Below are 22094 nucleotides of genomic sequence, written 5' to 3'. Positions count from 1 at the left end.
GGCGTGATCGGTATCAGCGAATCAGTGATGCAGTTCCTTCTGGCGTTCGTCGTCGCCGTGCCGCTCCTCGGCGCGGCCGCCGCCCTCCTGCCGGCCCCGCCCGGACTGAAGGGCAAGTCCCCCGGCCAGGCCGTGCTCCGGCACGGCGTGACCGTGACCGGCGTGGTCCTCGTCGCCGCGATCGTCCTCGCGCTCGGCTTCGACCACGACCACCCCTCGAAGATGCAGGCCACGACCGACATCAGCTGGATTCCCGCACTCCACGTGCGCGTCCACCTCGGCATCGACGGCATCTCCCTCCCCCTTCTCCTGCTGACCGCGCTGCTGACCTTCCTCTGCGCGCTGTACTCCTACTTCAAGCCGCCCGCGGGGCCCTCCCCGAAGGCGTTCACCGCCCTGGTCCTGCTGCTCGAAGGCGGCACCCTCGCCTCCTTCGCCGTGCTCGACCTCGTCCTCTTCTTCCTGGCCTTCGAGACCGTGCTGATCCCGATGTACTTCCTCATCGCCCGCTGGGGCGGCGAGGGCCGGGCCCGCGCCGCGTGGAAGTTCATCCTGTACACGCTGCTCGGCTCCGTGATCATGCTGCTCGGCCTGCTCCTGATCGGGACAGAAGCGGGCACATTCGACATGGTGGCACTCGCCACTGACAACGGCCGGTCACTGACCACATCCGTGCAGGTCATCGCCGTTCTGGCGATCGGGATCGGGCTCGCGGTGAAGGCGCCGATGTGGCCCCTGCACAGCTGGCTGCCGGACGCCCACACCGCCGCCCCGACCGTCGGCTCGGTGCTGCTCGCCGGCGTCCTGCTGAAGATGGGCACGTACGGGTTCGTCCGCATCCTGCTCCCGGTCGCGCCGGACGGTTTCCGGGTCTTCGCGCCGTACCTCGCCGCGCTCGCCGTCGTCGGGATCATCTACGGGTCCCTGGCCTGTCTCTCTCTGGCCAGGCGGGGTGCCAAGGGCGACCTGAAGCGGCTGATCGCGTACTCCTCGGTCGGCCACATGGGCTTCGTGCTGCTCGGCATCTCCACCATGACCCCGACCGGCGTGAACGGCGCGCTGTTCGCCAACATCGCCCACGGCCTCATCACCGGCCTGCTGTTCTTCCTGGTCGGCGCGCTGAAGGACCGCACCGGCAGCACCGACCTCGACACCCTGGCCGCGCATAGCGGGGGCGCCCTGTACGGAAGGGCCCCGCGGCTCGGCGGGCTGCTCGCCTTCGGCGCCGTCGCCTCGCTCGGGCTGCCCGGACTCGCCGGGTTCTGGGGCGAGATGCTGGCCCTGTTCGGCGCGTTCCAGCCCGCCGCCGGGCTCAGCCGGGCCGCCTACCTCGTCTTCCTGGCCGTCGCGGCCTTCGGCACCCTGCTGACCGCCGCGTACCTGCTGGTCGTGGTCCGCCGCGTCTGCATGGGCGACCCGCGCCAGGACCTGCCCGAACTCGCCGACGTACGCGGTTACGAGTTCGCCGCCTGGACCCCGCTCGTCGTCCTCACCGTCCTCGCCGGACTCTGGCCCAGGGCCCTGCTCGGCCTCAGTGACCCGGCCGTGCAGCAGCTCCTCGCAGGAGGCACCCGATGAGCGCCCTGGCCCAGTCCACGGTGGAGCACCTGGCCGCACCGGCGGTGCCCGCGCTGATCCAGTCCGTCGACTGGCTCGCCATCGCGCCCCCCGTCATCGCCGCCGTCACGGCCCTCGCCGTGCTCGTCACCGACCTGTTCCTGCCCGAGCGCCGCAAGCCCCTCCTGGGACGGCTCTCCGTCGCCGGCCTGGCCGCCGCCGCGCTCATGCTGCTGCCGCTGCTGGACGGCGACCGAGCCACCTTCTGCCTGACCGGCTCCACGCGCGCGTGCAGCTACACCGCCGACCGCTTCACCGTGGTCATCCAGTTCCTCGTCCTCGGCGGCGCCCTGCTGGCGGCCCTGCTGTCCGTGACGGCCGTCAAGGACGACCGGCGGCGTGTCCCGGCGGGGGAGTTCTGGTTCCTGCTGCTCTCCTCGGCGGCCGGTGCCGCCCTGCTGCCCGCCTCCCGCGACCTCGCCACCCTGATCGTCGCCCTGGAGGTCGCCTCCCTGCCCGCCTTCGCGCTCGTCGGCATCCGGCACGGCGAGGCGCGCTCGGCCGAGGCGGCCCTGAAGTTCTTCCTCTCCTCGGTCACCGCCACCGCCGTCAGCCTGATGGGCGTCAGCTTCGTCTACGCCGCCACCGGCACCCTGCACCTCACCGAGATCGCCCGGCGTCTCCCGCAGACCGACGGCCAGCTCCACACCCTGGTGCAGACCGGCGTGGTCCTCACCCTGATCGGCTTCGCGTTCAAGACGGCCGCCGTGCCCTTCCACTTCTGGGTCCCCGAGACCTATGTGGGCGCGCCCCTGCCCGTCGCCGCGTACCTCTCGGTCGTCGGCAAGGCGGTCGGCTTCTCCGGCCTGATCCTCGTCACCGTGATCGCCTTCCCGTCCTACGCCGGCATCTGGGGCCCCGCCCTCGCCGTCCTGGCCGCGCTCACCATGACCGCGGGCAACGCCGGCGCCCTGCGGCAGAGCGCCACGCGCGCGTACAGCGCCGTACGCCTGCTCGCCTGGTCCTCCGTGGGCCAGGCCGGCTACCTCCTGGTGCCGATCGCGGCCGCCGGGTACACCGGGGGCGGCGAGAAGGCGATCGGCTCCACCGTCGCCTACGCCCTGATGTACGCCGCCGTGAACCTCGGCGCCTTCGCGGTCGCCGCCCTGGTGGGCCGTACCAAGGGGCTCAACCGGATCAGCGACTACCGCGGCCTGTACGCCACCAACCCCGTCACCGCCGTCCTGCTGGCCTTCTTCCTGCTCTGCCTGGCCGGACTCCCGCCCGGCGTCATCGGGCTGTTCGCCAAGGTCACGGTGTTCTCCGCGGCCGTGGACGCCGGACTGGGCTGGCTCGCCGTGCTCATGGCCGTCAACGTCGTGATCGCGCTGTACTACTACCTCCGGTGGACGTCCCTGCTGTTCCGCGCCCCCGAGGGCGAACCCGTACGGCACCGCGTCCCCGCCCCGCTCACCGTCGCGCTCGCCCTCACCGGAGCCGTCGGCGTGGTCCTCTCGGGCGCGCCCGAGCTGGTGCTGCGCTTCGCCTCGACGACCCTCTTCTGACACGCGGCGCCGGTCCCTCTCACTCGTACGGGCGTCCGCGCCACCGCGCCCACCTGGGAACTCGCGGCCTTCGCCTGGCGTTGACCAGAACGGGAGGGTCCACTGGACCCAGGGGTTCCCCGCCGCACGACTTGGAGGGAGGGCCAGGGTGCACCGCCGGCACAACGGGCTCAGGACCGCGGTACTCCTCGGGGCGCTGTCGGCGATCATCGTCGTCATCGGCAGCTTCTTCGGCCGTACCGGACTGATCGTCGCCGTCCTGGTGGCGCTGGGCACGAACGCGTACGCGTACTGGAACAGCGACAAGCTGGCCCTGCGCGCGATGCGGGCGCGCCCGGTGAGCGAGTTCGAGGCGCCCGAGCTGTACCGCATCGTGCGCGAGCTCTCCACCGAGGCCCGCCAGCCGATGCCCCGGCTGTACATCTCGCCCACGGAGGCGCCCAACGCCTTCGCCACCGGCCGCAACCCGCGCCACGCGGCCGTGTGCTGCACCGAGGGCATCCTGCGCCTGCTGGACCCCCGCGAGCTGCGCGGTGTCCTCGGCCATGAGCTGAGCCATGTCTACAACCGCGACATCCTCATCTCGTCCGTGGCCGGCGCCCTCGCCTCGGTGATCATGTTCCTGGTCAACTTCGCGTGGCTGATCCCGGTCGGCCGCTCGGACGACGACGAGGGCCCGGGTCTGATCGGCATGCTGCTGACCATGCTCCTCGGCCCGCTCGCGGCGACCCTGATCCAGATGGCCGTCAGCCGCTCCCGGGAGTACGAGGCGGACGCCTCCGGCGCCCAGCTGACCGGCGACCCGCTGGCCCTCGCGTCGGCGCTGCGCAAGCTGGAGAGCGGCACCAAGCAGCTTCCGCTGCCCCCTGAGCCGCGCATCGAGACCGCCAGCCACATGATGATCGCCAACCCGTTCCGCCCCGGCCAGGGACTGTCGCGGATGTTCTCCACGCACCCGCCGATGGCCGAGCGGATCGCCCGACTGGAGAAGATGGCAGGTCGAAACCGGTGAAGACCCTTCTGAACATCATCTGGCTCGTCCTGAGCGGCTTCTGGCTGTTCCTCGGCTACCTGCTCGCCGGCTTGCTGCTCTGCGTCACGATCATCGGCATCCCCTTCGGGATAGCCGCCTTCCGTATCGGCGTCTACGCCCTGTGGCCCTTCGGGTACACCACCGTGGAGCGCAGGGAGGCGGGCGCGCCCTCGTGCGTCGGCAACGTGCTCTGGCTGGTGCTGGCGGGGTGGTGGCTGGCCCTCGCGCACATCACCACGGGCGTCGCGCTGTGCCTGACGATCATCGGCATCCCGTTCGGCGTCGCCAACTTCAAGATGATCCCGGTGTCCCTGCTCCCGCTGGGCCGCGAGATCGTGCGCACGGACGAGCCGTTCGGGGCGCGCGTCGCCTGAGGCAACCGGAACCGTGGCCCGCCGCGTCTGAAGCAGGTGACAAGGCACACCCGCTTCTTACGCGGCCGGGTGTGCGGAAGCGGCGCCGGAGGGCAGGTTCCTGGCATGAGCATTCTCGGTTGGATCATCCTCGGCCTGCTGGCCGGAGCCATCGCCAAGCTGCTGCTGCCGGGCCGCGACCCGGGCGGCTTCCTCGGCACCACCCTGATCGGCGTCGCGGGCGCCTTCATCGGCGGCTGGATCTCGGCGCGCTGGCTGGACCACCCGGTCTCCCAGCACTTCTACGACGGCGCGACCTGGGCGGCCGCCATCGGCGGCTCCCTGGTCCTGCTGATCCTCTACCGGGTGATCTTCGGCAACTCGCGGGACTGAGGCCTTCCGGTGGGTCAGTCCTCGGAACGCCGCTCACTGCGGTGGATGCCGCGCGCCAGCTCCTGCAGGATCTCGTGCTGGGACCGGCCCGTGGTCCGCGCCAGCGTGTGCAGCAGCGCGGCACACAGCGCAGCCGTACCGTCCAGCAGCGTCTCCGTGCCCGCGGACTCCTCCTGCCGCCGCTCCTTCAGATACTCCGTCAGGAACTCGTCCCCGGAGACGTAGGCAGTCATGTACTCGATACCGGTGCGCACACGGTCGTAGTCACTGCTCATGCGGGAACGATCGCACATGCCGCGCCCCGCCGCCGGGGGAAGCCGGGGCGGTCGGGTGCCTGCCGGGATTCCCACTGGTGTCTCACTACGGCTGTCGCGGCCCCCGTCGCCCCTCCGGCTTTCACAGTGCGGGCATGCCGTCGGCGCTCCTCAGGTGATCGATGAAGGCGTCCCGTGTCTTCATCAACTGTCGAGCAGGCTCGACGAGAGCGGCACCGTCTCCTGAGCGCCCGACTTCGGAAACCAGACGGTAGATCGGGGCTACCTGCCCCTCCAACGTCGTGATCAAGCCGAACCCGCTGCGGGGGCCGACGAGGCGGGCGACCGTGCCTTGGCGTCGGACCTGACCGATGAGCTCATCGAGCCGGTCCGCGACCCCCTGCATGTCGAGGTCTCGGCCTTCGCCGAGCTGCTCAGCGGTCTGTCGGAGCGTGCGCGCGATGTCGGTGATGGCTTGCAGGAGATCCGTGAGGGATTGGAGGGCGCGGGCCCGCTGCTCACTTCGTTGAGTCTGACGCCACTTGCTGCGTTCCACGTACACGTTGCCCAGGAGAGTGAGGGCGACGCCGGCGAGCGCGGAGGCCACGGGGATCAACTGCCCTGCTATGTCAGTCACAGCTGGAGTGTGGCAGTACTCAGCACCGCGCAGGCGGGGAACGGAGTGGCGGAGGCGCGCTCCCCGCATCACCGCGCACATCCTCGAAGAGGCCCCCAGAGAGACCTGGCTACGGCCTGAAGACGAGGGACGGCGCGGGCGGCCGCCTGGCGGTTCTCGGCGATGTCGCCCGCGTCGTGCCCTCCTGCTCAGCCTTGGCCGAGTCGGTGCTGCTGAGGCGCTCGGATCACCGGTAGTTCACGAACTGCAGCGCGAAGTCGAAGTCCTTGCCCTTGAGCAGGGCGATGATGGCCTGGAGGTCGTCGCGGCTCTTGGAGCTGACGCGCAGCTCCTCGCCCTGGACCTGGGCCTTGACGCCCTTGGGGCCCTCGTCGCGGATGATCTTCGCCACCTTCTTGGCGTTGTCCTGGGAGATGCCCTCCTCGATGGACGCGAAGATCTTGTACTCCTTGCCGGACAGCTGGGGCTCGCCCGCGTCCAGCGCCTTCAGGGAGATGCCACGCTTGATCAGCTTGGACTCGAAGACGTCGAGCACGGCCTTCACCCGGTCCTCGGAGTTCGCCTCCATGAGGATCTTCTCGCCGGACCACGAGATCGAGGCGCCCACGCCCTTGAAGTCGTAGCGCTGCGAGATCTCCTTGGCGGTCTGGTTGAGGGCGTTGTCGACCTCCTGCCGCTCGACCTTCGAGACGATGTCGAAACTGGAGTCGGCCATGTCCTGTGGCTCCTTGCATCGGGGGCGGAACGCGTGCGGACCGCCCGCCGGAGCGGCGGCCCGCCGAGCCCGGCATCCTGCCGGACCGCATCCGCACCAGCCTAGCCACCCCGGGCCCTCCCGGACGGCGATCAACCGGGTGGCGGAGCACCCCCACGCATCAGGTATTGTTTACGTCGTTGCCAGGGAGCACCGCCAAGGCGGAACCCCTGACAGCAACCCCCGGCGGTGTGCCCGAGCGGCCAAAGGGAGCAGACTGTAAATCTGCCGGCTCAGCCTTCCCAGGTTCGAATCCTGGCGCCGCCACACGGGAAACAAAGGTCCCGTGACCTGCTGTTCAGCAGGTCACGGGACCTTTGTCGTGTCCGGGGATTGCCGGGCCCCCGGCGGGCCCCCACGCTGGGGCCTCGGGGACGTGGCGTGGAGAGGGGCGGGGCATGGCGCGAGGCCGGTGGCGGGCTTCCGGGCGGGTGGCGGACGAGGGGGACAGCGTCGTCACGGCGCGGCTCGTCCGGCGGGATCTGCTCGTGGCCGGCGGGCTGGCCGGGGAGGTCTGGCCCGAGGTGCTGGAGGCGGAACTCGGGTCGCCTTGAGAGGCGTTCAAGCGCAAGCGAGCGGCGCGGCACCCCCCGGGGAGGGGAGTGCCGCGCCGCTCGTCATGAGGGTCAGTGGCGGTGGTGGCCGCGGCCGTCGTGGTCGCGGTGGCCGCGCTCGCCCCACGTCACGCTGTCGACGGTGCGGCGGTTGTCGTTGCGCAGGGTCGCGGTGTCGCGGCGGTTGTCCCAGACGTAGTTGCGGCGGTCCTGGAACAGGTCGCGGGCGGTGTCACGGCCGACGCCCGTGTGGACGCGGACCGACTCGTGGCCGCCGAGGCTGAAGTGGCGGAACGTGTAGGTGACCCCGCGACGGTCCTCCGTCAGCCTCCAGCCGTCGAGGTTCACCCGGTGGCGGGAGTTGTTGGTGATCTCCACCCACTCCTTGTTGAGGGAGCGGTTGGAGCCGTTGTCCCAGCCCGGGGAGTCGTACTGCACGCGGCTGATCTCGACGTTCGCGCGGTGCGAGCGGCCGTCCGCGGCGGTGGCCGGCAGGGCCGCCGCTCCGATGAGCGCTCCCGCAGCGAGAGCGGCGGCGGCCAGGCGACGGGCGGTCACGGAAGACGAAGCAGTCACAGGTTCTCCTGCAAGATGTGTGCGGATGGCGACCGTCTGGCCGCTCATCCACAACCTTGTCCGGGATGCGGACGAGATGTGGTGGATACGTGAACCGTGTTACCGATCGGTCATGTTTCCGTGACTCTTGCCTGTAACGTCCATTCATAGGAAAAATGCACCGAGTTGACGCCCGAGTTGGCCGACACCCCTTGTGATCACTGGGTCGACTCACTGTTTCGCCAGGTCACGCCACCCCGGCCGCTCCAGGGGCGTCACCCGAAAGTGAGTAACAGAGATCAACCTGAGAGGGCGGCTTCCGGTCGCACTGTCAGACCCTCGGGGCACACTGACCCCATGTCCTCGCGCCGCAGAACCTGTCCCGTGTGCCACCGCGAAATCGCCGTCGTGGCCGGGCGCTTCGCGCGTCACGACCCGCCCGGCGCGCGGGAGAGCCAGGAGATGGTGTCCTGCGCGGGCTCCCGCAGCCACGCACAGATCGGCGCCGCCCAGCCCACGCTGGACGGGTACACCGTCCCCGACTTCCCCGGCCAGCTCCCGCTGTTCTGAGGCCGGCCGGGGAGATTGAGGGCCCCTCAGTTCCCGGCGACCGCCTTCACCGCCACCGCGACCGGCGTCGACCCCTCGATCAGCTCCAGCGTCAGCCCCGCCGTCGACGAGGACTCCACGAGGTCCGCCAGCACGGCCGCCACGTCGTCCCGCGAGACCGGACCGCGGCCCGTGTGCGCCGCCAGCCGGACCAGGCCCGTGCCCGGCTCGTCGGTGAGCGAACCGGGGCGCAGGATCGTCCAGTCGAGGGCGTCCTGCCCGGTGACGTAGGCGTCCGCCTCGCCCTTGGCCCGCTGGTACACGTCGAAGACCTCGGTCCCGGAGTTCGCCGGGTCCGCGCCCATCGAGGACACCACCACGAACCGGCGCACCCCCGCCCGTACCGCCGCGTCCGCGAACAGCACCGCCGCGTCCTTGTCCACCGTCTCCTTGCGTGCCGTACCGCTGCCCGGGCCGGCGCCCGCCGCGAAGACCGCCGCGTCGGCGCCCCGCAGCCGCTCCGCGACCTCCTCCACCGACGCGGACTCCAGGTCCAGCAGGACCGGATCGGCGCCGGCCTCCCGCAGGTCCGCCCCCTGTTCCGGCTTGCGGATGATGCCCGCGACCTCGTCCCCGCGCGCCGAGAGCAGCCGCTCCAGGCGCAGCGCGATCTGACCATGACCTCCAGCTATGACAATGCGCATGACTACGACCGTACGCCCGGCGCACCCCGTCCGCCCCGCGAGCACGCGCCGGGCGGAGAGCCTCCCTCCGGGGGACCACCGCCAAAAGCTCAACTCCCTCAGCGAGAGCGGCTGTTACGACAGCTTTCCGCGGCCCTGCCGGGGCAGACCCGGGTCGGCCTCGGCCGCCGAGCCGCAGTACTCCCGCACCGCGCTGGTCCGGGCCACCACCCGCCCCCGGTGCACGACGATCCGGCTGTAGGCCAGCGACAGCGCCCCCGCCAGCTGGTCCCCGCGCACCGCCAGCAGCTCGGCCGGGAACCCCGCCTCCACCCGCACCTGAGGCAGGCCCAGCACCGCCCGCGCCGACGCGCTCACCGTGTCGTAGGCGTCGGCCGGGCGCATGCCGTGGCCGGAGGCGAGGAGGTACGCCGCCTCCAAGGGGTCGCCGCGGCCCACCGGGTTGGCGGTGTCGCGCAGGGCGCCGCTGCCCGCCGCGACGCGCACCCCGGCCGCGCGCAGCAGCCGTACCGGAGCGGTGCCCCGGCGGTCGGAGCCGGCGCAGCCGCCCTGGGGCAGGCACACCACCGCGATACCGGCCGCCGCGAGCCGGTCCGCCACACGGTGGGCCGTCTCCGCGGGCAGCCGGGCCAGAGCGGCGCAGGGGCCCAGCGCCACGCCGGGCCGCAGCCCGCCCGCCATCGCCGCGAACCGGGTGAGCCGGGCCGAGTCCGCCGCGTCGGTGTGCAGGTCGACCGGGCAGCCCTGCTCGGCGGCCACCTCCAGCACCGCCTCCACATAGCCGATGGGGTCGGGGTCCAGGTCGGGGCAGCCGCCCACCACGGAGGCGCCCATCTTCACCGCGTCCCGCAGCATGGCCAGCCCGTCCGCCCCGGCGAGACCGGTCAGCAGCCTCGGCATCGCCACCGTGGTCAGTTCCGCGAGCCCGCGCAGCGAGCGGCGGGCCTGGAGCACGGCCTCCAGCGCGCCGAGACCCTGTACGTCGCCGATCCGCACCTGCGCGCGTACCGCCGTCGCGCCGTGTCCGAGCTGGAGCAGGGTCGCCTCCGTCACCCTGCGTTGCACGTCCTCGGGGGTGTGCGAGGCGGGGCCGGGCGGTTCGGCGGACAGGCAGGTGTCGCCGTGGGCGTGCGGCTCGGCCGGGGCGGGGAGCAGCAGATAGCCGCGCAGGTCCACCCGCGGGGCGCCGGCGCGGGCCGGTCCGCGCGCCAGGCTGCCCGCGGTGCCGACGGCCTCGATGCGGCCGCCGCCCAGCCGTACGTCCACCGTCCGCCCGTCGGTGAGCCGCGCCCCGCACAGCACGAGGGCGGCCTGGTCGGAGGGGCCCGGGGAGTCCGGTGAGGGATGCGGCGGCGGCAGGCTGTCGGGCATCGGGCTCGCGGACTCCTGGAAGCGGGGGACAGGGCTCAAGATCGCGCAGAGCGTCGAGCGTAGGGTCGGCGGCCGCGCGGACCGGGGAGGAGGGCAATAGTCGTACCGGCGTGGCACGGCGTTCCGGGTGGTGCGCGAGCGGCCCCGGAGGCCCGGGAGACGCCCCGTGATGGGCGCCCGGATACGGATTTGGGCGAACGGCGGCGGACCGTGTAATGTCTTCCTCGCTCGCCCCAATAGCTCAGTCGGCAGAGCGTCTCCATGGTAAGGAGAAGGTCAACGGTTCGATTCCGTTTTGGGGCTCTGGTGTGAGAGGTACCCGTCGAAAGGCGGGTGCCGATCTCATCAAAGCGGTGTAGCTCAGTCGGTAGAGCAAGCGGCTCATAATCGCTGTGTCACCGGTTCAAGTCCGGTCACCGCTACTGACAGTAGCCGATTGCGGGGTCGGTCCTTCGATCGGCTACTCTTTCTTGCGTTGAACTAGCCCATCCGTTCGTCCTAGGAGCACTCACGTGGCTGCCACCGACGTCCGCCCGAAGATCACGCTGGCCTGCGTGGAGTGCAAGGAGCGGAACTACATCACCAAGAAGAACCGGCGTAACAACCCGGATCGTATGGAGATGAAGAAGCACTGCCCGCGTTGCAATGCGCACACCGCGCACCGCGAAACGCGATAATTCAGGCTCGTACTCGAGGCCGTCCCCAGCAGTATGGGGGGCGGCCTCGAGTCGTTTTTCCCCGCAAGTCCCAGCAGTCACTCCGCTAGACCAGGAGGTAACCGGGCTCATGGCGCTCGACCAGTCCTTCGTGGGGCGTACCTACCCGCCCACCGCGCCCTACGAGGTGGGCCGCGAGAAGATCCGCGAGTTCGCCGAGGCCGTGGGCGACACCAACCCGGCGTACACCGACCCGGAGGCCGCCAAGGCGTTCGGGCACGCCGATGTGATCGCGCCGCCTACCTTCGTGTTCTCCATCACCTTCCGCGCCGCCGGACAGGTCGTCGAGGACCCCCAGCTCGGCCTGGACTACAGCCGAGTGGTGCACGGCGACCAGAAGTTCGCCTACACCCGCCCGGTGCGCGCCGGTGACCGGCTCACCGTCACCTCCACCATCGAGGCCATCAAGTCCATGGCGGGCAACGACATCCTGGACATCCGGGGTGAGGTGCACGACGCGTCCGGCGCACACGTGGTGACCGCCTGGACCAAGCTGGTGGCCCGCGCGGCCGAGGAGGTCTGAGCAGCGATGACCGCGAAGATCGCGTACGACGACGTCGAGGTCGGCACCGAACTCCCGGCGCAGACCTTCCCCGTGACCCGCGCCACCCTCGTGCGCTACGCGGGCGCCTCCGGGGACTTCAACCCCATCCACTGGAACGAGCGCTTCGCCAAGGAGGTGGGCCTGCCGGACGTCATCGCGCACGGCATGTTCACCATGGCCGAGGCGATCCGCGTCGTCACCGACTGGACCGGCGACCCGGCCGCGGTCGTCGAGTACGGCGTCCGCTTCACCAAGCCCGTCGTCGTGCCCGACGACGACAAGGGCGCGCTGGTCGAGGTCTCGGCCAAGGTCGCGGCCAAGCTGGACGACAACACCGTCCGCGTCGACCTGGTCGCCACCAGCGCCGGCCAGAAGGTGCTGGGCATGTCGCGGGCGGTCGTACGACTGGCCTGACCCACAGCGGCAGAAGTAAGGGGCGTCCGGCAATGGCGGGCGCCCCTTACCGTTTCCTCCGTCTCGTAGTCTTGCCTCCGTGCACGTACTCCACGACGCCCCCCTGGCCCCGCTGACCACCTTCCGGCTGGGCGGTCCCGCGACCCGGCTGGTCACCGCCACCACCGACGCCGAGGTGATCGACGCCGTCCGCGAGGCCGACGACAGCGGCACCCCGCTGCTCGTCGTCGGCGGCGGCTCCAACCTGGTCATCGGCGACAAGGGCTTCGACGGCACCGCCCTGCGCATCGCCACCCGTGGTGTCGAGCTGCGCGGCACCACCCTGGAGCTGGCCGCGGGCGAGGTCTGGACCGACGCGGTCGCCCGCACCGTCGAGGCCGGGCTCGCCGGCATCGAGTGCCTGGCCGGCATCCCCGGCTCGGCCGGCGCCACCCCGATCCAGAACGTCGGCGCGTACGGCCAGGAGGTCTCCTCCACCATCACCGAGGTGACCGCCTACGACCGCCGCGAGGGCGAGACGGTCACGCTCACCGCCGAGGAGTGCGCCTTCTCCTACCGCCACAGCCGCTTCAAGGCCGACCCCGAGCGCTATGTCGTGCTCCGCGTCCGCTTCGAGCTGGAGGACGCGGGCGGCCTGTCCGCGCCGGTCCGGTACGCGGAGACCGCGCGCGTCCTGGGCGTAGAGCCCGGTGACCGGGTGGCGCTGGCCACCGCCCGCGAGACGGTGCTGAAGCTGCGTGCGGGCAAGGGCATGGTGCTGGACCCCGAGGACCACGACACCTGGTCCGCCGGGTCCTTCTTCACCAACCCGATCCTGGACGAGGAGCGGTTCGCCGCCTTCCAGGACCGGGTGCGCGAGCGCCTCGGCGCGGACGCCGTACCGCCCGCCTACCCGGCGGGGGAGGGGCGTACGAAGACCTCGGCGGCCTGGCTGATCGACAAGGCCGGCTTCACCAAGGGGTACGGCACCGGGCCCGCCCGCATCTCCACCAAGCACACGCTCGCCCTCACCAACCGCGGCGAGGCCACCACCGAGGACCTGCTCGCGCTGGCCCGCGAGGTCGTCGCCGGGGTCCGGGACGCCTTCGGGGTGACCCTGGTCAACGAGCCGGTGACCGTGGGCGTCAGCCTCTAGGGCGTGTCCGCGAAGTGGCGTCGCGAGCCAGGCGCCACTTTGCGGACACGGCCTAGTACGCCCAGCTCGCCTAGTACGCCACCCCGACACCCTGCCGGACCGTCGCCGGGTCACCGGTCACCGTCAGCATCGCGTGCGCCACGTCCGCGCGGCCGATGGTCCGGCCACCGCGCGGGAAGCCGCCGACCACCGTGCGATAGCGGCCGGTCAGGGGCCGGTCCAGCAGGCGCGGCGGGCGTACCGAGGTCCACTCGGCGAGGCTGCGGGCCAGCTCGGCCTCCGTCTCGCGCAGGTCGGCGTAGACGTCCGCGAAGACCGCCGAGACCACGGACCGCAGCGCGCGGTCCAGGACGCCGTCATCCGCCGGGGCGGGGCCCACCGGGGCGGCGCTGACGATCACCAGCCGGCGCACCCCCTCCGCCTCCATCGCGGCCAGTACCGCGCGGGTCAGCCGCGCCGTCACCCCCGCGGCCTTGCGGGACCGGGCCCCCAGCCCCGACAGGACCGCGTCCCGGCCCGCGACGGCGCCGCGCAGCGCCTCCGCGTCGCTCAGGTCGGCCCGGACCACACGCAGCCGTTCCCCGGTGACGGCGAGCCGGGCGGGATCGCGGACCACGGCCGTCACCTCGTGCCCCGCGTCCAGGGCCTGCCGGACGATCTCGCCGCCCACACCGCCGGTGGCGCCGAAGACGGTCAGCCTCATGAGCCCACCGGCTGGGCCAGCCATGCGTCGACGCCCGCGAGGAGGCGTTCCTTCGTGTCGGCGGGTGCCGCCGAGCCGCGCACCGACTGGCGTGCCAGTTCGGCGAGTTCGGCGTCGGTGAAGGCGTGGTGGTGGCGGGCGAGCTCGTACTGGGCGGCCAGCCGGGAACCGAAGAGGAGCGGGTCGTCGGCGCCGAGCGCCAGCGGGACACCACTCTCGAACAGAGTGCGCAGGGGGACGTCCTCGGGCTTCTCGTAGACGCCGAGCGCCACGTTGGACGCCGGGCAGACCTCGCAGGTGATGCCCCGGTCCGCCAGCCGCTTCAGCAGGCGCGGGTCCTCCGCAGCGCGCACGCCGTGTCCGATCCGGGTGGCGTGCAGGTCGTCCAGGCAGTCGCGCACCGACGCCGGCCCGGTCAGCTCACCGCCGTGCGGCGCCGACAGCAGGCCGCCCTCGCGGGCGATGTGGAAGGCGCGGTCGAAGTCGCGGGCCATGCCGCGCCGCTCGTCGTTTGAGAGGCCGAAGCCGACGATGCCCCGGTCCGCGTACCGCACCGCGAGGCGGGCCAGCGTGCGGGCGTCCAGCGGGTGCTTCATCCGGTTCGCGGCCACCAGGACGCGCATCCCGAGGCCGGTCTCGCGGGAGGCGGTGTCCACCGCGTCCAGGATGATCTCCAGCGCCGGGATCAGCCCGCCCAGCCGGGGGGCGTACGAGGTCGGGTCGACCTGGATCTCCAGCCAGCCCGAGCCGTCCCTGACGTCCTCCTCGGCGGCCTCGCGGACCAGCCGCTGGATGTCCTCCGGTTCCCTCAGGCACGAGCGCGCGGCGTCGTACAACCGCTGGAAGCGGAACCAGCCGCGCTCGTCGGTGGCCCGCAGCTTGGGCGGCTCGCCGCTGGTCAGGGCCTCGGTCAGCGTCTCGGGCAGCCGGACGCCGTACTTGTCGGCCAGTTCCAGGACGGTGCCGGGGCGCATCGAGCCGGTGAAGTGCAGATGCAGATGGGCCTTGGGAAGCTCCGAGAGATCACGTACACGCTCCATCCCGAGATCCTGCCGCACCAGGAGGCCACACCGGTAGCCGGTTCCCCTTTAGTGGTCTTGCTCGCACACAGAAGCGGGGCCCTACCCACTCTTGAGAGCAGGCCGGGCCCCGTTCATGGACGATCTCAGTCGCGGGCCTCCGCCAGCAGCTTCTGCATCCGGCTGACGCCCTCGATCAGGTCCTCGTCACCCAGCGCGTACGACAGCCGCAGGTAGCCCGGCGTGCCGAACGCCTCGCCCGGGACGACCGCGACCTCGGCCTCCTCCAGGATCAGCGCGGCCAGCTCGACGGTGGTCGCGGGACGCCTGCCCCGGATCTCCTTGCCCAGCAGGTCCTTCACCGAGGGGTAGACGTAGAAGGCGCCCTCGGGCTCGGGGCACAGCACGCCGTCGATCTCGTTCAGCATCCGCACGATCGTGCGACGGCGCCGGTCGAAGGCCTCGCGCATCTCCGCCACGGCCTTCAGGTCGCCGGAGACGGCGGCCAGCGCGGCCATCTGCGCCACGTTGGAGACGTTGGAGGTGGCGTGCGACTGGAGGTTGGTCGCGGCCTTGACCACGTCCTTGGGGCCGATGACCCAGCCCACGCGCCAGCCGGTCATGGCGTACGTCTTGGCGACACCGTTGACCACGATGCACTTGTCCCGCAGCTCGGGCAGGATCGCCGGGAGCGAGGTGAAGGTGGCGTCGCCGTAGACCAGGTGCTCGTAGATCTCGTCGGTCAGCACCCACAGGCCGTGCTCGACGGCCCAGCGGCCGATGGCCTCGGCCTCGGACTCGCTGTAGACCGCGCCGGTCGGGTTGGAGGGCGAGACGAAGAGGACGACCTTCGTCTTCTCCGTGCGGGCCGCCTCCAGCTGCTCGACGGTGACGCGGTAGCCGGTCGTCTCGTCGGCCACGACCTCCACCGGCACACCGCCGGCGAGACGGATCGACTCGGGGTAGGTGGTCCAGTACGGCGCCGGGACGATGACCTCGTCGCCCGGGTCGAGGATCGCGGCGAACGCCTCGTAGATGGCCTGCTTGCCGCCGTTGGTCACCAGGATCTGGGAGGCGTCGACCTCGTATCCGGAGTCCCGCAGGGTCTTCGCGGCGATGGCGGCCTTCAGCTCGGGCAGGCCGCCGGCCGGGGTGTAGCGGTGGAACTTCGGGTTCCGGCAGGCCTCTACGGCCGCCTCGACGATGTAGTCCGGGGTCGGGAAGTCGGGCTCACCGGCGCCGAAGCCGATCACCGGACGCCCGGCGGCCTTGAGGGCCTTGGCCTTGGCGTCCACGGCGAGGGTGGCGGACTCGGAGATCGCGCCGACTCGGGCGGAGACCCGGCGCTCGGTGGGAGGGGTTGCAGCGCTCATACGCCCATCGTTCCAGACCGGAAACACGGCGGGCACACGGGTTTCACAGACTGAACGGCACCGGGCGGGCACCGGAACAAGGGTCCGAATCCTGGCCGCGGCCAGGACGATCTTCCACACCGGGCGCCCGGCCGGGCACTTTCTGTTCGACGCCGGGCCGTTGAACACGTACACTCTCACCTCGTTGGCCTCCAGCAGCCTCCGCGCGACCGGTGCACACCGAGCGGTCGGTCGGATGCGGTAAGTTGGGGGACATACAAAGGGTCGTAGCTCAATTGGTAGAGCACCGGTCTCCAAAACCGGCGGTTGGGGGTTCAAGTCCCTCCGGCCCTGCTACACACACCGCCAGGATGTGTGCGCATGTACGTACAGCAATGCACCGCCGTGCGGCTCTGATTCACCGGGCGCGGCACGGCCACGATTCCGGGATCAGGTGAGGACGCATGACGGACGCCGTGGGCTCCATCGACACGCCTGACGCCCAGGACGAGCTGTCGGATGCCAAGAAGCCCCGCAAGGGCGGCAAGCGAGCCAAGAAGGGCCCGCTGAAGCGTCTTGCCACCTTCTACCGCCAGATCATCGCGGAACTCCGCAAGGTCGTCTGGCCGACCCGCAATCAGCTGACGTCGTACACGACCGTCGTGATCGTCTTCGTCGTCATCATGATTGGCTTGGTCACCGTGATTGACTATGGCCTCAACCACGCGGCCAAGTACGTCTTCGGCTGAGCCAAGAGCGAAGGGCGCCGTGGTACCGGCGCCTTTTTTCGCATGTTCCACCCCTATGTATCCAGGAAGAAGCAGCCATCGTGTCTGACCCGAACCTGAACGACGCCACCGAGCCTCGCCGAGACACCGCCGAGGCGGTGGACGCCGAGCTCGACATCGTCGAGGGCGCGGACGAGCAGGACGAGTTCGAGGCTGCCGCCGAGGTCGACGCGGACGTCGTCGACACGGACGAGACGGACGAGGCCGGCGACGACGTCGTCGAGGCCGAGGAAACCGTCGAGGCCGTCGAGGAAGAGCCCGCCGAGCCGGTCGACCCGATCGCCGCGCTCCGCGAGGAGCTGCGCACGCTCCCCGGCGAGTGGTACGTCATCCACACCTACGCGGGTTACGAGAACCGCGTGAAGACGAACCTCGAGCAGCGCGCCGTCTCGCTGAACGTCGAGGACTACATCTTCCAGGCCGAGGTGCCGCAGGAAGAGGTCGTCCAGATCAAGAACGGCGACCGCAAGACGATCAAGCAGAACAAGCTGCCGGGTTACGTCCTGGTCCGCATGGACCTGACGAACGAGTCCTGGGGCGTCGTCCGCAACACCCCCGGCGTCACCGGCTTCGTGGGCAACGCCTACGACCCGTACCCGCTGACCCTGGACGAGATCGTCAAGATGCTCGCCCCGGAGGCCGAGGAGAAGGCCGCCCGCGAGGCCGCCGAGGCCGAGGGCAAGCCCGCCCCGCAGCGCAAGGTCACCGTCGAGGTCCTGGACTTCGAGGTCGGCGACTCGGTCACCGTCACCGACGGCCCCTTCGCCACCCTCCAGGCCACGATCAACGAGATCAACGCCGACTCGAAGAAGGTCAAGGGCCTCGTCGAGATCTTCGGCCGCGAGACCCCGGTCGAGCTGAGCTTCGACCAGATCCAGAAGAACTAGTTCTCCTCTGGGCACATCGCTTCCGAAGCAGGTCAGACCGGCTGTCACAGCGGGTCTGACCTGCTCGGTTTTCAGCCGCGCATCTATACCCGCTATCGTTGTGCGGTATGCCTGCGTCCGGGTGGTTCACCGGGGGCGGGCAGGACCCGAATCGAAAGGACCCGGAGAGCAATGCCTCCCAAGAAGAAGAAGGTCACGGGGCTCATCAAGCTCCAGATCAACGCCGGTGCGGCGAACCCGGCCCCGCCGGTCGGCCCCGCGCTCGGTCAGCACGGCGTCAACATCATGGAGTTCTGCAAGGCCTACAACGCCGCGACCGAGTCGCAGCGTGGCTGGGTCATCCCGGTGGAGATCACGGTCTACGAGGACCGTTCCTTCACCTTCGTGACCAAGACTCCGCCGGCCGCGAAGATGATCCTCAAGGCCGCGGGCGTGGAGAAGGGCTCCGGCGAGCCGCACAAGACCAAGGTCGCCAAGATCACCGAGGCGCAGGTCCGCGAGATCGCCACGACCAAGATGCCCGACCTGAACGCCAACGACCTGGACGCCGCGTCGAAGATCATCGCCGGCACCGCCCGTTCCATGGGCATCACGGTCGAGGGCTGATCACCCACCCCGTAGTCATGCGGCCGTAGCCGGTCGCACGTGGCAGGGCCTGCTCGGCCCGTACCACGCCTCCTTTTCAGAACCCCTCAGGAGCAGTTGTGAGCAAGCGCAGCAAGGCTCTCCGCGCTGCGGACGCCAAGATCGACCGGGAGAAGCTGTACGCCCCGCTCGAGGCCGTCCGTCTCGCCAAGGAGACCTCCACGACCAAGTTCGACGGCACCGTCGAGGTCGCCTTCCGCCTGGGTGTCGACCCGCGCAAGGCCGACCAGATGGTCCGTGGCACCGTGAACCTTCCGCACGGCACCGGTAAGACCGCCCGGGTCCTGGTCTTCGCGACCGGCGACCGTGCCGAGGCCGCGCGTGCCGCGGGCGCCGACATCGTCGGCTCCGACGAGCTGATCGACGAGGTGGCGAAGGGCCGTCTGGACTTCGACGCCGTCGTCGCCACCCCGGACCTCATGGGCAAGGTCGGCCGCCTCGGCCGCGTCCTCGGCCCGCGTGGTCTGATGCCGAACCCGAAGACCGGCACCGTGACCCCGGACGTGGCCAAGGCCGTGACCGAGATCAAGGGCGGCAAGATCGAGTTCCGCGTCGACAAGCACTCGAACCTGCACTTCATCATCGGCAAGACGTCGTTCGACGACGCCAAGCTGGTGGAGAACTACGGCGCCGCGCTGGAGGAGATCCTCCGTCTGAAGCCGTCCGCCGCCAAGGGTCGCTACATCAAGAAGGCCGCCATCAGCACCACGATGGGCCCCGGCATCCTGGTGGACCAGAACCGCACCCGCAACCTCCTCGTCGAGGAGGACCCGGCCGCCGTCTGAGCCTTCGCTCACCGGTAGCCGCGTCCGCGACGCGCGCGTGTGAGGAGGACCCCGCACCCTTCGAGGGTGCGGGGTCCTCCCCTTTTCCTTTCCCTCCCGGCCCGCCCGTGCCCTGGGTTACGGTGCGGGCAGGTGCTTACGAGGGGGTGGGGGACCGGATGAGGAGCACGACCGTCCGCCGGGCGGGGACCGCGGCGCTGGTACTGGCCGCGCTCGGCCCGCTGGCCTCCTGCGGCGACGACCGGGAGGACGCCCCGAGCCGCCCGTTGGCCGCCCTGCGCTCCGCCGAGCGGTCCACCGACCGCGCCGAGTCGGTCCGCGTGCGCTCCACGCTCAGCTACGGCAAGGCCCTCTCGCTGTCCTCCGACGGCGCCCTGCGCTGGGGCGACGGCGTCACCGGCCACCTCACCATCCGCTACACGGGCGGCGCCCTCGCGGCCGCCATGCGCGAGGCCGGCACCTCGTCCCTGCGGGCCCGCTATCTCCCGGACGCCTACTACGCCCGCATGAGCGACACCTTCGCCCGGCGGGCCGGCGGCCGGCACTGGATCAGGTACGGCTACGCCGACCTGGCGCGCGGCGGCGACGGACTCGGGATGTATCTGAAGGACCAGATGCGCAACACCACGCCCAACCAGTCGGTGAAGATGCTGCTGGCCTCCGGGGACGTGCGCAGGGTCGGTGCCGAGCGGGTCCAGGGGACGTCTGCCACGCACTACCGGGGCCGGGTCCGCGTCGCCGACCTGGCGGGCCGGGAGAGCGGTCTGAGCGCCCGCGAACTGGCCGGCCTCAAGCGCCAGCTCGACCAGGCCGGGGTCACCACGGAGACCGTGGACCTGTGGATCGACCAGCGGAACCTGCTGGTCAAGAAGGTGGAGCGGGCCGACACCGCCCAGGGCAGCCTGGTCTCCACCGCCTACTACCGTGAGTACGGCGTCCGCGTCACCGCCGAGGCGCCCCCGGCCTCCGACACCCAGGACTTCACGAAGCTGGCCCGGTCCGGGAGCCTTGCCGGCGCCCGCTGAACCAGCGGATTTGCCCGGCGGTGCCCGAGTCCCGTACTCTCCTCGAGAAGCCAAAGACCGCTGGTCGTTGCCGCACGCTCACCTGAGGGTGTGGTGGCCGAAGGACTCACTGCAAAGTGGGCGACCCGCGCAGGTGTCAGTGGAAGAACTCCCGGAGCAGACGCGTCCACGCGTAAGCGCCCGGTCGAGTCCGCCCCGAGCGCCTGCGCCGGGGCGTTTGTTTTTCCCAGTCTCCTCCTTCGGGGTCCGCGCGGTCAGAATCACCCGGAAGGAGGCCGAGACTCTATGGCGAGGCCCGACAAGGCTGCCGCAGTGGCCGAGTTGACGGAGCAGTTCCGCAACTCCAACGCTGCCGTGCTGACCGAGTACCGCGGTCTCACCGTGGCGCAGATCAAGACCCTGCGCCGGTCGCTCGGTGAGAACGCCAAGTACGCCGTGGTGAAGAACACGCTGACCAAGATTGCGGCCAACGAGGCCGGGATCACGCTGGACGACCAGCTCTTCGCTGGTCCGACGGCTGTCGCCTTCGTCACCGGTGACCCGGTGGAGTCGGCGAAGGGTCTCCGTGACTTCGCCAAGGACAACCCGAATCTCATCATCAAGGGCGGTGTCCTTGACGGCAAGGCGCTGTCCGCCGATGAGATCAAGAAGCTTGCGGACCTCGAGTCCCGCGAGGTTCTGCTCAGCAAGCTGGCCGGTGCCTTCAAGGGCAAGCAGTCTCAGGCTGCTCAGCTCTTCCAGGCGCTGCCCTCGAAGCTCGTCCGCACCGTGGACGCGCTCCGTGCCAAGCAGGCCGAGCAGGGCGGTGCCGAGTAATTCGGCTCGCTTTCTGATCCTGGCCGCCTGACGCGGCGAGGGTCGCAGCGGGCCCTAAGTACGCCCGCCTCACCCAGTACATCCGGCACCTGCCGAATTAGTGGAAGGACCGCCATCATGGCGAAGCTCACCCAGGACGAGCTGCTTGCCCAGTTCGAGGAGATGACCCTCATCGAGCTCTCCGAGTTCGTGAAGGCCTTCGAGGAGAAGTTCGACGTCACCGCCGCCGCCGCGGTCGCCGTGGCCGGCCCGGCCGCCCCCGGCGCCCCGGCCGAGGCTGCCGAGGAGCAGGACGAGTTCGACGTCGTCCTCACCGGCGCCGGCGAGAAGAAGATCCAGGTCATCAAGGTCGTGCGCGAGCTGACCTCCCTGGGTCTGAAGGAGGCCAAGGACCTCGTCGACGGCACCCCGAAGCCGGTCCTCGAGAAGGTCACCAAGGAGGCCGCGGAGAAGGCTGCCGAGTCCCTCAAGGCCGCCGGCGCCTCCGTCGAGGTCAAGTAACACCTCACGGGGTTCCCGCGAACCTCACCCGCGTGACCGCGGCCTGAAGAGGCTGTAACGCGAACGCACCGAAGAGCGATCATCCATCCGGGTGGTCGCTCTTCGGCGTATCCGGGGGACGACCGGGGTTGCCTTGCACTCGTCGTGGCGAGGGGTATGGTGATCTTCGTCGTGTCTCCGGAAGGCCCCGTTCCGGCTGGGGGGCCTTGACGAACCGCACGCAGCGCGCAATTCTCAGGACGCGTCGTCACAACGATCCGGATTCGAGGCATGGATCGACGGCGAAGAGGGCAGGATCATCCTGCGTCGAGGGCAGCGGGCCGAGGGCGTCGAACACGAGGGCGTTGAGAAAAACGAGGGTCTCCGAAACCGGGACTGGACATCAGTGTGCCAAGTGGCTACACTGACCCTTTGCGCTGCCTGTTAGCTGTCCCCTGCCCGTCACCAGGGGTCTGCCCTCACTCGAGCACCGACGCCGAACTTCC

The 22094-nt window shown here is 70.5% G+C and carries 27 protein-coding genes and 4 tRNA genes; 22 read left to right on the top strand and 9 right to left on the bottom strand.

Translation table 11 applies throughout. From position 1 onward, the window contains the following. Positions 1 to 3 precede the first annotated feature (3 nt). The 5 genes from ABZ898_RS17525 to ABZ898_RS17505 all read left to right on the top strand — a co-directional run bounded on the left by ABZ898_RS17525 (position 4) and on the right by ABZ898_RS17505 (position 4901). Positions 4 to 1578 (top strand): NADH-quinone oxidoreductase subunit M, encoded by a 1575-nt coding sequence (locus ABZ898_RS17525; RefSeq protein WP_361658934.1) that lies wholly within the window; start codon positions 4 to 6, stop codon positions 1576 to 1578. Beyond that, positions 1575 to 3122: an NADH-quinone oxidoreductase subunit N gene (locus ABZ898_RS17520; RefSeq protein ID WP_361658932.1), complete on the top strand. Its 1548-nt coding sequence runs from the start codon at positions 1575 to 1577 to the stop codon at positions 3120 to 3122. Before ABZ898_RS17525 ends, ABZ898_RS17520 begins: the two co-directional genes overlap by 4 nt. A 148-nt stretch (positions 3123 to 3270) precedes the next feature. Beyond that, positions 3271 to 4134, top strand: coding sequence for a zinc metalloprotease HtpX (gene htpX / locus ABZ898_RS17515; protein WP_361658929.1), 864 nt, complete (start codon positions 3271 to 3273; stop codon positions 4132 to 4134). Further along, positions 4131 to 4529, top strand: coding sequence for a YccF domain-containing protein (locus tag ABZ898_RS17510; protein WP_361658926.1), 399 nt, complete (start codon positions 4131 to 4133; stop codon positions 4527 to 4529). Before htpX ends, ABZ898_RS17510 begins: the two co-directional genes overlap by 4 nt. 105 nt (positions 4530 to 4634) lie before the next feature. Next, on the top strand, positions 4635 to 4901 hold the full coding sequence (locus ABZ898_RS17505; RefSeq protein ID WP_361658923.1) for a GlsB/YeaQ/YmgE family stress response membrane protein: 267 nt from the start codon (positions 4635 to 4637) through the stop codon (positions 4899 to 4901). Positions 4902 to 4915: 14 nt separating this feature from the next. Here ABZ898_RS17505 and ABZ898_RS17500 read toward each other — a convergent pair whose 3' ends face one another. The 3 genes from ABZ898_RS17500 to ABZ898_RS17490 all read right to left on the bottom strand — a co-directional run bounded on the left by ABZ898_RS17500 (position 4916) and on the right by ABZ898_RS17490 (position 6507). Next, positions 4916 to 5176, bottom strand: a complete 261-nt coding sequence (locus ABZ898_RS17500) for a hypothetical protein (RefSeq protein WP_361658920.1) — start codon at positions 5174 to 5176, stop codon at positions 4916 to 4918. Positions 5177 to 5297: 121 nt separating this feature from the next. Then, positions 5298 to 5792 carry a hypothetical protein gene (locus tag ABZ898_RS17495; protein ID WP_361658917.1) on the bottom strand — a complete coding sequence of 165 codons (495 nt, stop codon included), beginning with the start codon at positions 5790 to 5792 and terminating at the stop codon, positions 5298 to 5300. A gap of 226 nt (positions 5793 to 6018) precedes the next feature. After that, positions 6019 to 6507 (bottom strand): YajQ family cyclic di-GMP-binding protein, encoded by a 489-nt coding sequence (locus ABZ898_RS17490; RefSeq protein ID WP_135783670.1) that lies wholly within the window; start codon positions 6505 to 6507, stop codon positions 6019 to 6021. 224 nt (positions 6508 to 6731) lie between these two features. Between ABZ898_RS17490 and ABZ898_RS17485 the strand changes: the two genes are divergently transcribed. Both ABZ898_RS17485 and ABZ898_RS17480 read left to right on the top strand, forming a co-directional pair. Next, a tRNA-Tyr gene (locus ABZ898_RS17485) sits at positions 6732 to 6813 on the top strand. Positions 6814 to 6944: 131 nt separating this feature from the next. After that, positions 6945 to 7100, top strand: a complete 156-nt coding sequence (locus ABZ898_RS17480; protein WP_361658914.1) for a hypothetical protein — start codon at positions 6945 to 6947, stop codon at positions 7098 to 7100. 72 nt (positions 7101 to 7172) lie between these two features. On the opposite strand, the gene ABZ898_RS17475 is transcribed toward ABZ898_RS17480, so the two are convergent. After that, positions 7173 to 7676: a lamin tail domain-containing protein gene (locus ABZ898_RS17475; protein ID WP_361658911.1), complete on the bottom strand. Its 504-nt coding sequence runs from the start codon at positions 7674 to 7676 to the stop codon at positions 7173 to 7175. Positions 7677 to 8012: 336 nt separating this feature from the next. Between ABZ898_RS17475 and ABZ898_RS17470 the strand changes: the two genes are divergently transcribed. Beyond that, positions 8013 to 8225 carry a hypothetical protein gene (locus tag ABZ898_RS17470; RefSeq protein WP_361658909.1) on the top strand — a complete coding sequence of 71 codons (213 nt, stop codon included), beginning with the start codon at positions 8013 to 8015 and terminating at the stop codon, positions 8223 to 8225. Between the two features lie 26 nt (positions 8226 to 8251). Here ABZ898_RS17470 and ABZ898_RS17465 read toward each other — a convergent pair whose 3' ends face one another. Continuing rightward, entirely contained in the window at positions 8252 to 8908 is a 657-nt protein-coding gene (locus ABZ898_RS17465; RefSeq protein WP_361658907.1) for an SDR family oxidoreductase, read from the bottom strand. Positions 8909 to 9022: 114 nt separating this feature from the next. Next, positions 9023 to 10279, bottom strand: coding sequence for an amidohydrolase family protein (locus ABZ898_RS17460; RefSeq protein ID WP_361658905.1), 1257 nt, complete (start codon positions 10277 to 10279; stop codon positions 9023 to 9025). Between the two features lie 230 nt (positions 10280 to 10509). Between ABZ898_RS17460 and ABZ898_RS17455 the strand changes: the two genes are divergently transcribed. The 6 genes from ABZ898_RS17455 to ABZ898_RS17430 all read left to right on the top strand — a co-directional run bounded on the left by ABZ898_RS17455 (position 10510) and on the right by ABZ898_RS17430 (position 13088). Next, positions 10510 to 10582: transfer RNA gene (locus ABZ898_RS17455), tRNA-Thr, on the top strand. A 46-nt stretch (positions 10583 to 10628) separates the two neighbouring features. After that, positions 10629 to 10701, top strand: a tRNA-Met gene (locus ABZ898_RS17450). Between the two features lie 90 nt (positions 10702 to 10791). Further along, positions 10792 to 10956, top strand: coding sequence for a 50S ribosomal protein L33 (rpmG, locus tag ABZ898_RS17445; protein WP_018834916.1), 165 nt, complete (start codon positions 10792 to 10794; stop codon positions 10954 to 10956). Between the two features lie 109 nt (positions 10957 to 11065). Further along, positions 11066 to 11518: a MaoC family dehydratase N-terminal domain-containing protein gene (locus ABZ898_RS17440; protein WP_361658902.1), complete on the top strand. Its 453-nt coding sequence runs from the start codon at positions 11066 to 11068 to the stop codon at positions 11516 to 11518. A 6-nt stretch (positions 11519 to 11524) separates the two neighbouring features. Continuing rightward, complete coding sequence (locus ABZ898_RS17435) at positions 11525 to 11953, top strand: MaoC family dehydratase (RefSeq protein WP_361658899.1); 429 nt, start codon at positions 11525 to 11527, stop codon at positions 11951 to 11953. Positions 11954 to 12032: 79 nt separating this feature from the next. After that, positions 12033 to 13088, top strand: coding sequence for a UDP-N-acetylmuramate dehydrogenase (locus tag ABZ898_RS17430; RefSeq protein ID WP_361658896.1), 1056 nt, complete (start codon positions 12033 to 12035; stop codon positions 13086 to 13088). Positions 13089 to 13158: 70 nt separating this feature from the next. Here the strand turns inward: ABZ898_RS17430 and ABZ898_RS17425 are convergent, their stop codons facing one another. The 3 genes from ABZ898_RS17425 to ABZ898_RS17415 form a co-directional block, all read right to left on the bottom strand. Beyond that, positions 13159 to 13791: an NAD(P)H-binding protein gene (locus ABZ898_RS17425; RefSeq protein WP_361658893.1), complete on the bottom strand. Its 633-nt coding sequence runs from the start codon at positions 13789 to 13791 to the stop codon at positions 13159 to 13161. Next, positions 13788 to 14831: an adenosine deaminase gene (locus ABZ898_RS17420; RefSeq protein WP_361658889.1), complete on the bottom strand. Its 1044-nt coding sequence runs from the start codon at positions 14829 to 14831 to the stop codon at positions 13788 to 13790. The genes ABZ898_RS17425 and ABZ898_RS17420 overlap by 4 nt, the downstream gene beginning before the upstream one ends. Positions 14832 to 14956: 125 nt before the next feature. Further along, positions 14957 to 16183, bottom strand: a complete 1227-nt coding sequence (locus tag ABZ898_RS17415) for a pyridoxal phosphate-dependent aminotransferase (RefSeq protein WP_361658886.1) — start codon at positions 16181 to 16183, stop codon at positions 14957 to 14959. A 260-nt stretch (positions 16184 to 16443) separates the two neighbouring features. On the opposite strand from ABZ898_RS17415, the gene ABZ898_RS17410 reads away from it, so the two are divergent. The 8 genes from ABZ898_RS17410 to rplL all read left to right on the top strand — a co-directional run bounded on the left by ABZ898_RS17410 (position 16444) and on the right by rplL (position 21609). Further along, positions 16444 to 16516: transfer RNA gene (locus ABZ898_RS17410), tRNA-Trp, on the top strand. Between the two features lie 110 nt (positions 16517 to 16626). After that, the gene (gene secE, locus ABZ898_RS17405; protein ID WP_030811625.1) at positions 16627 to 16911 is read left to right on the top strand and encodes a preprotein translocase subunit SecE; all 285 of its coding nucleotides are present in this window, start codon (positions 16627 to 16629) and stop codon (positions 16909 to 16911) included. Positions 16912 to 16991: 80 nt separating this feature from the next. Continuing rightward, entirely contained in the window at positions 16992 to 17837 is an 846-nt protein-coding gene (nusG, locus tag ABZ898_RS17400; RefSeq protein WP_361658883.1) for a transcription termination/antitermination protein NusG, read from the top strand. 171 nt (positions 17838 to 18008) lie between these two features. Continuing rightward, positions 18009 to 18443 carry a 50S ribosomal protein L11 gene (gene rplK, locus ABZ898_RS17395; protein ID WP_018543896.1) on the top strand — a complete coding sequence of 145 codons (435 nt, stop codon included), beginning with the start codon at positions 18009 to 18011 and terminating at the stop codon, positions 18441 to 18443. A 98-nt stretch (positions 18444 to 18541) separates the two neighbouring features. After that, entirely contained in the window at positions 18542 to 19267 is a 726-nt protein-coding gene (gene rplA, locus ABZ898_RS17390) for a 50S ribosomal protein L1 (RefSeq protein ID WP_161146644.1), read from the top strand. A 158-nt stretch (positions 19268 to 19425) separates the two neighbouring features. Continuing rightward, positions 19426 to 20292, top strand: a complete 867-nt coding sequence (locus tag ABZ898_RS17385) for a hypothetical protein (RefSeq protein ID WP_361658880.1) — start codon at positions 19426 to 19428, stop codon at positions 20290 to 20292. Between the two features lie 285 nt (positions 20293 to 20577). Then, positions 20578 to 21108, top strand: a complete 531-nt coding sequence (gene rplJ / locus ABZ898_RS17380) for a 50S ribosomal protein L10 (RefSeq protein WP_031180873.1) — start codon at positions 20578 to 20580, stop codon at positions 21106 to 21108. A gap of 117 nt (positions 21109 to 21225) precedes the next feature. After that, positions 21226 to 21609: a 50S ribosomal protein L7/L12 gene (gene rplL / locus ABZ898_RS17375; protein WP_031180872.1), complete on the top strand. Its 384-nt coding sequence runs from the start codon at positions 21226 to 21228 to the stop codon at positions 21607 to 21609. The last annotated feature ends 485 nt before the right edge of the window (positions 21610 to 22094 follow it).

Source organism: Streptomyces sp. NPDC046860, from assembly GCF_040645115.1.
In the GTDB taxonomy this organism is placed as follows: Bacteria; Actinomycetota; Actinomycetes; order Streptomycetales; family Streptomycetaceae; genus Streptomyces.
Note: the sequence above shows the minus strand (reverse complement) of the source record. Positions and strands in the feature narration are given on the sequence as shown.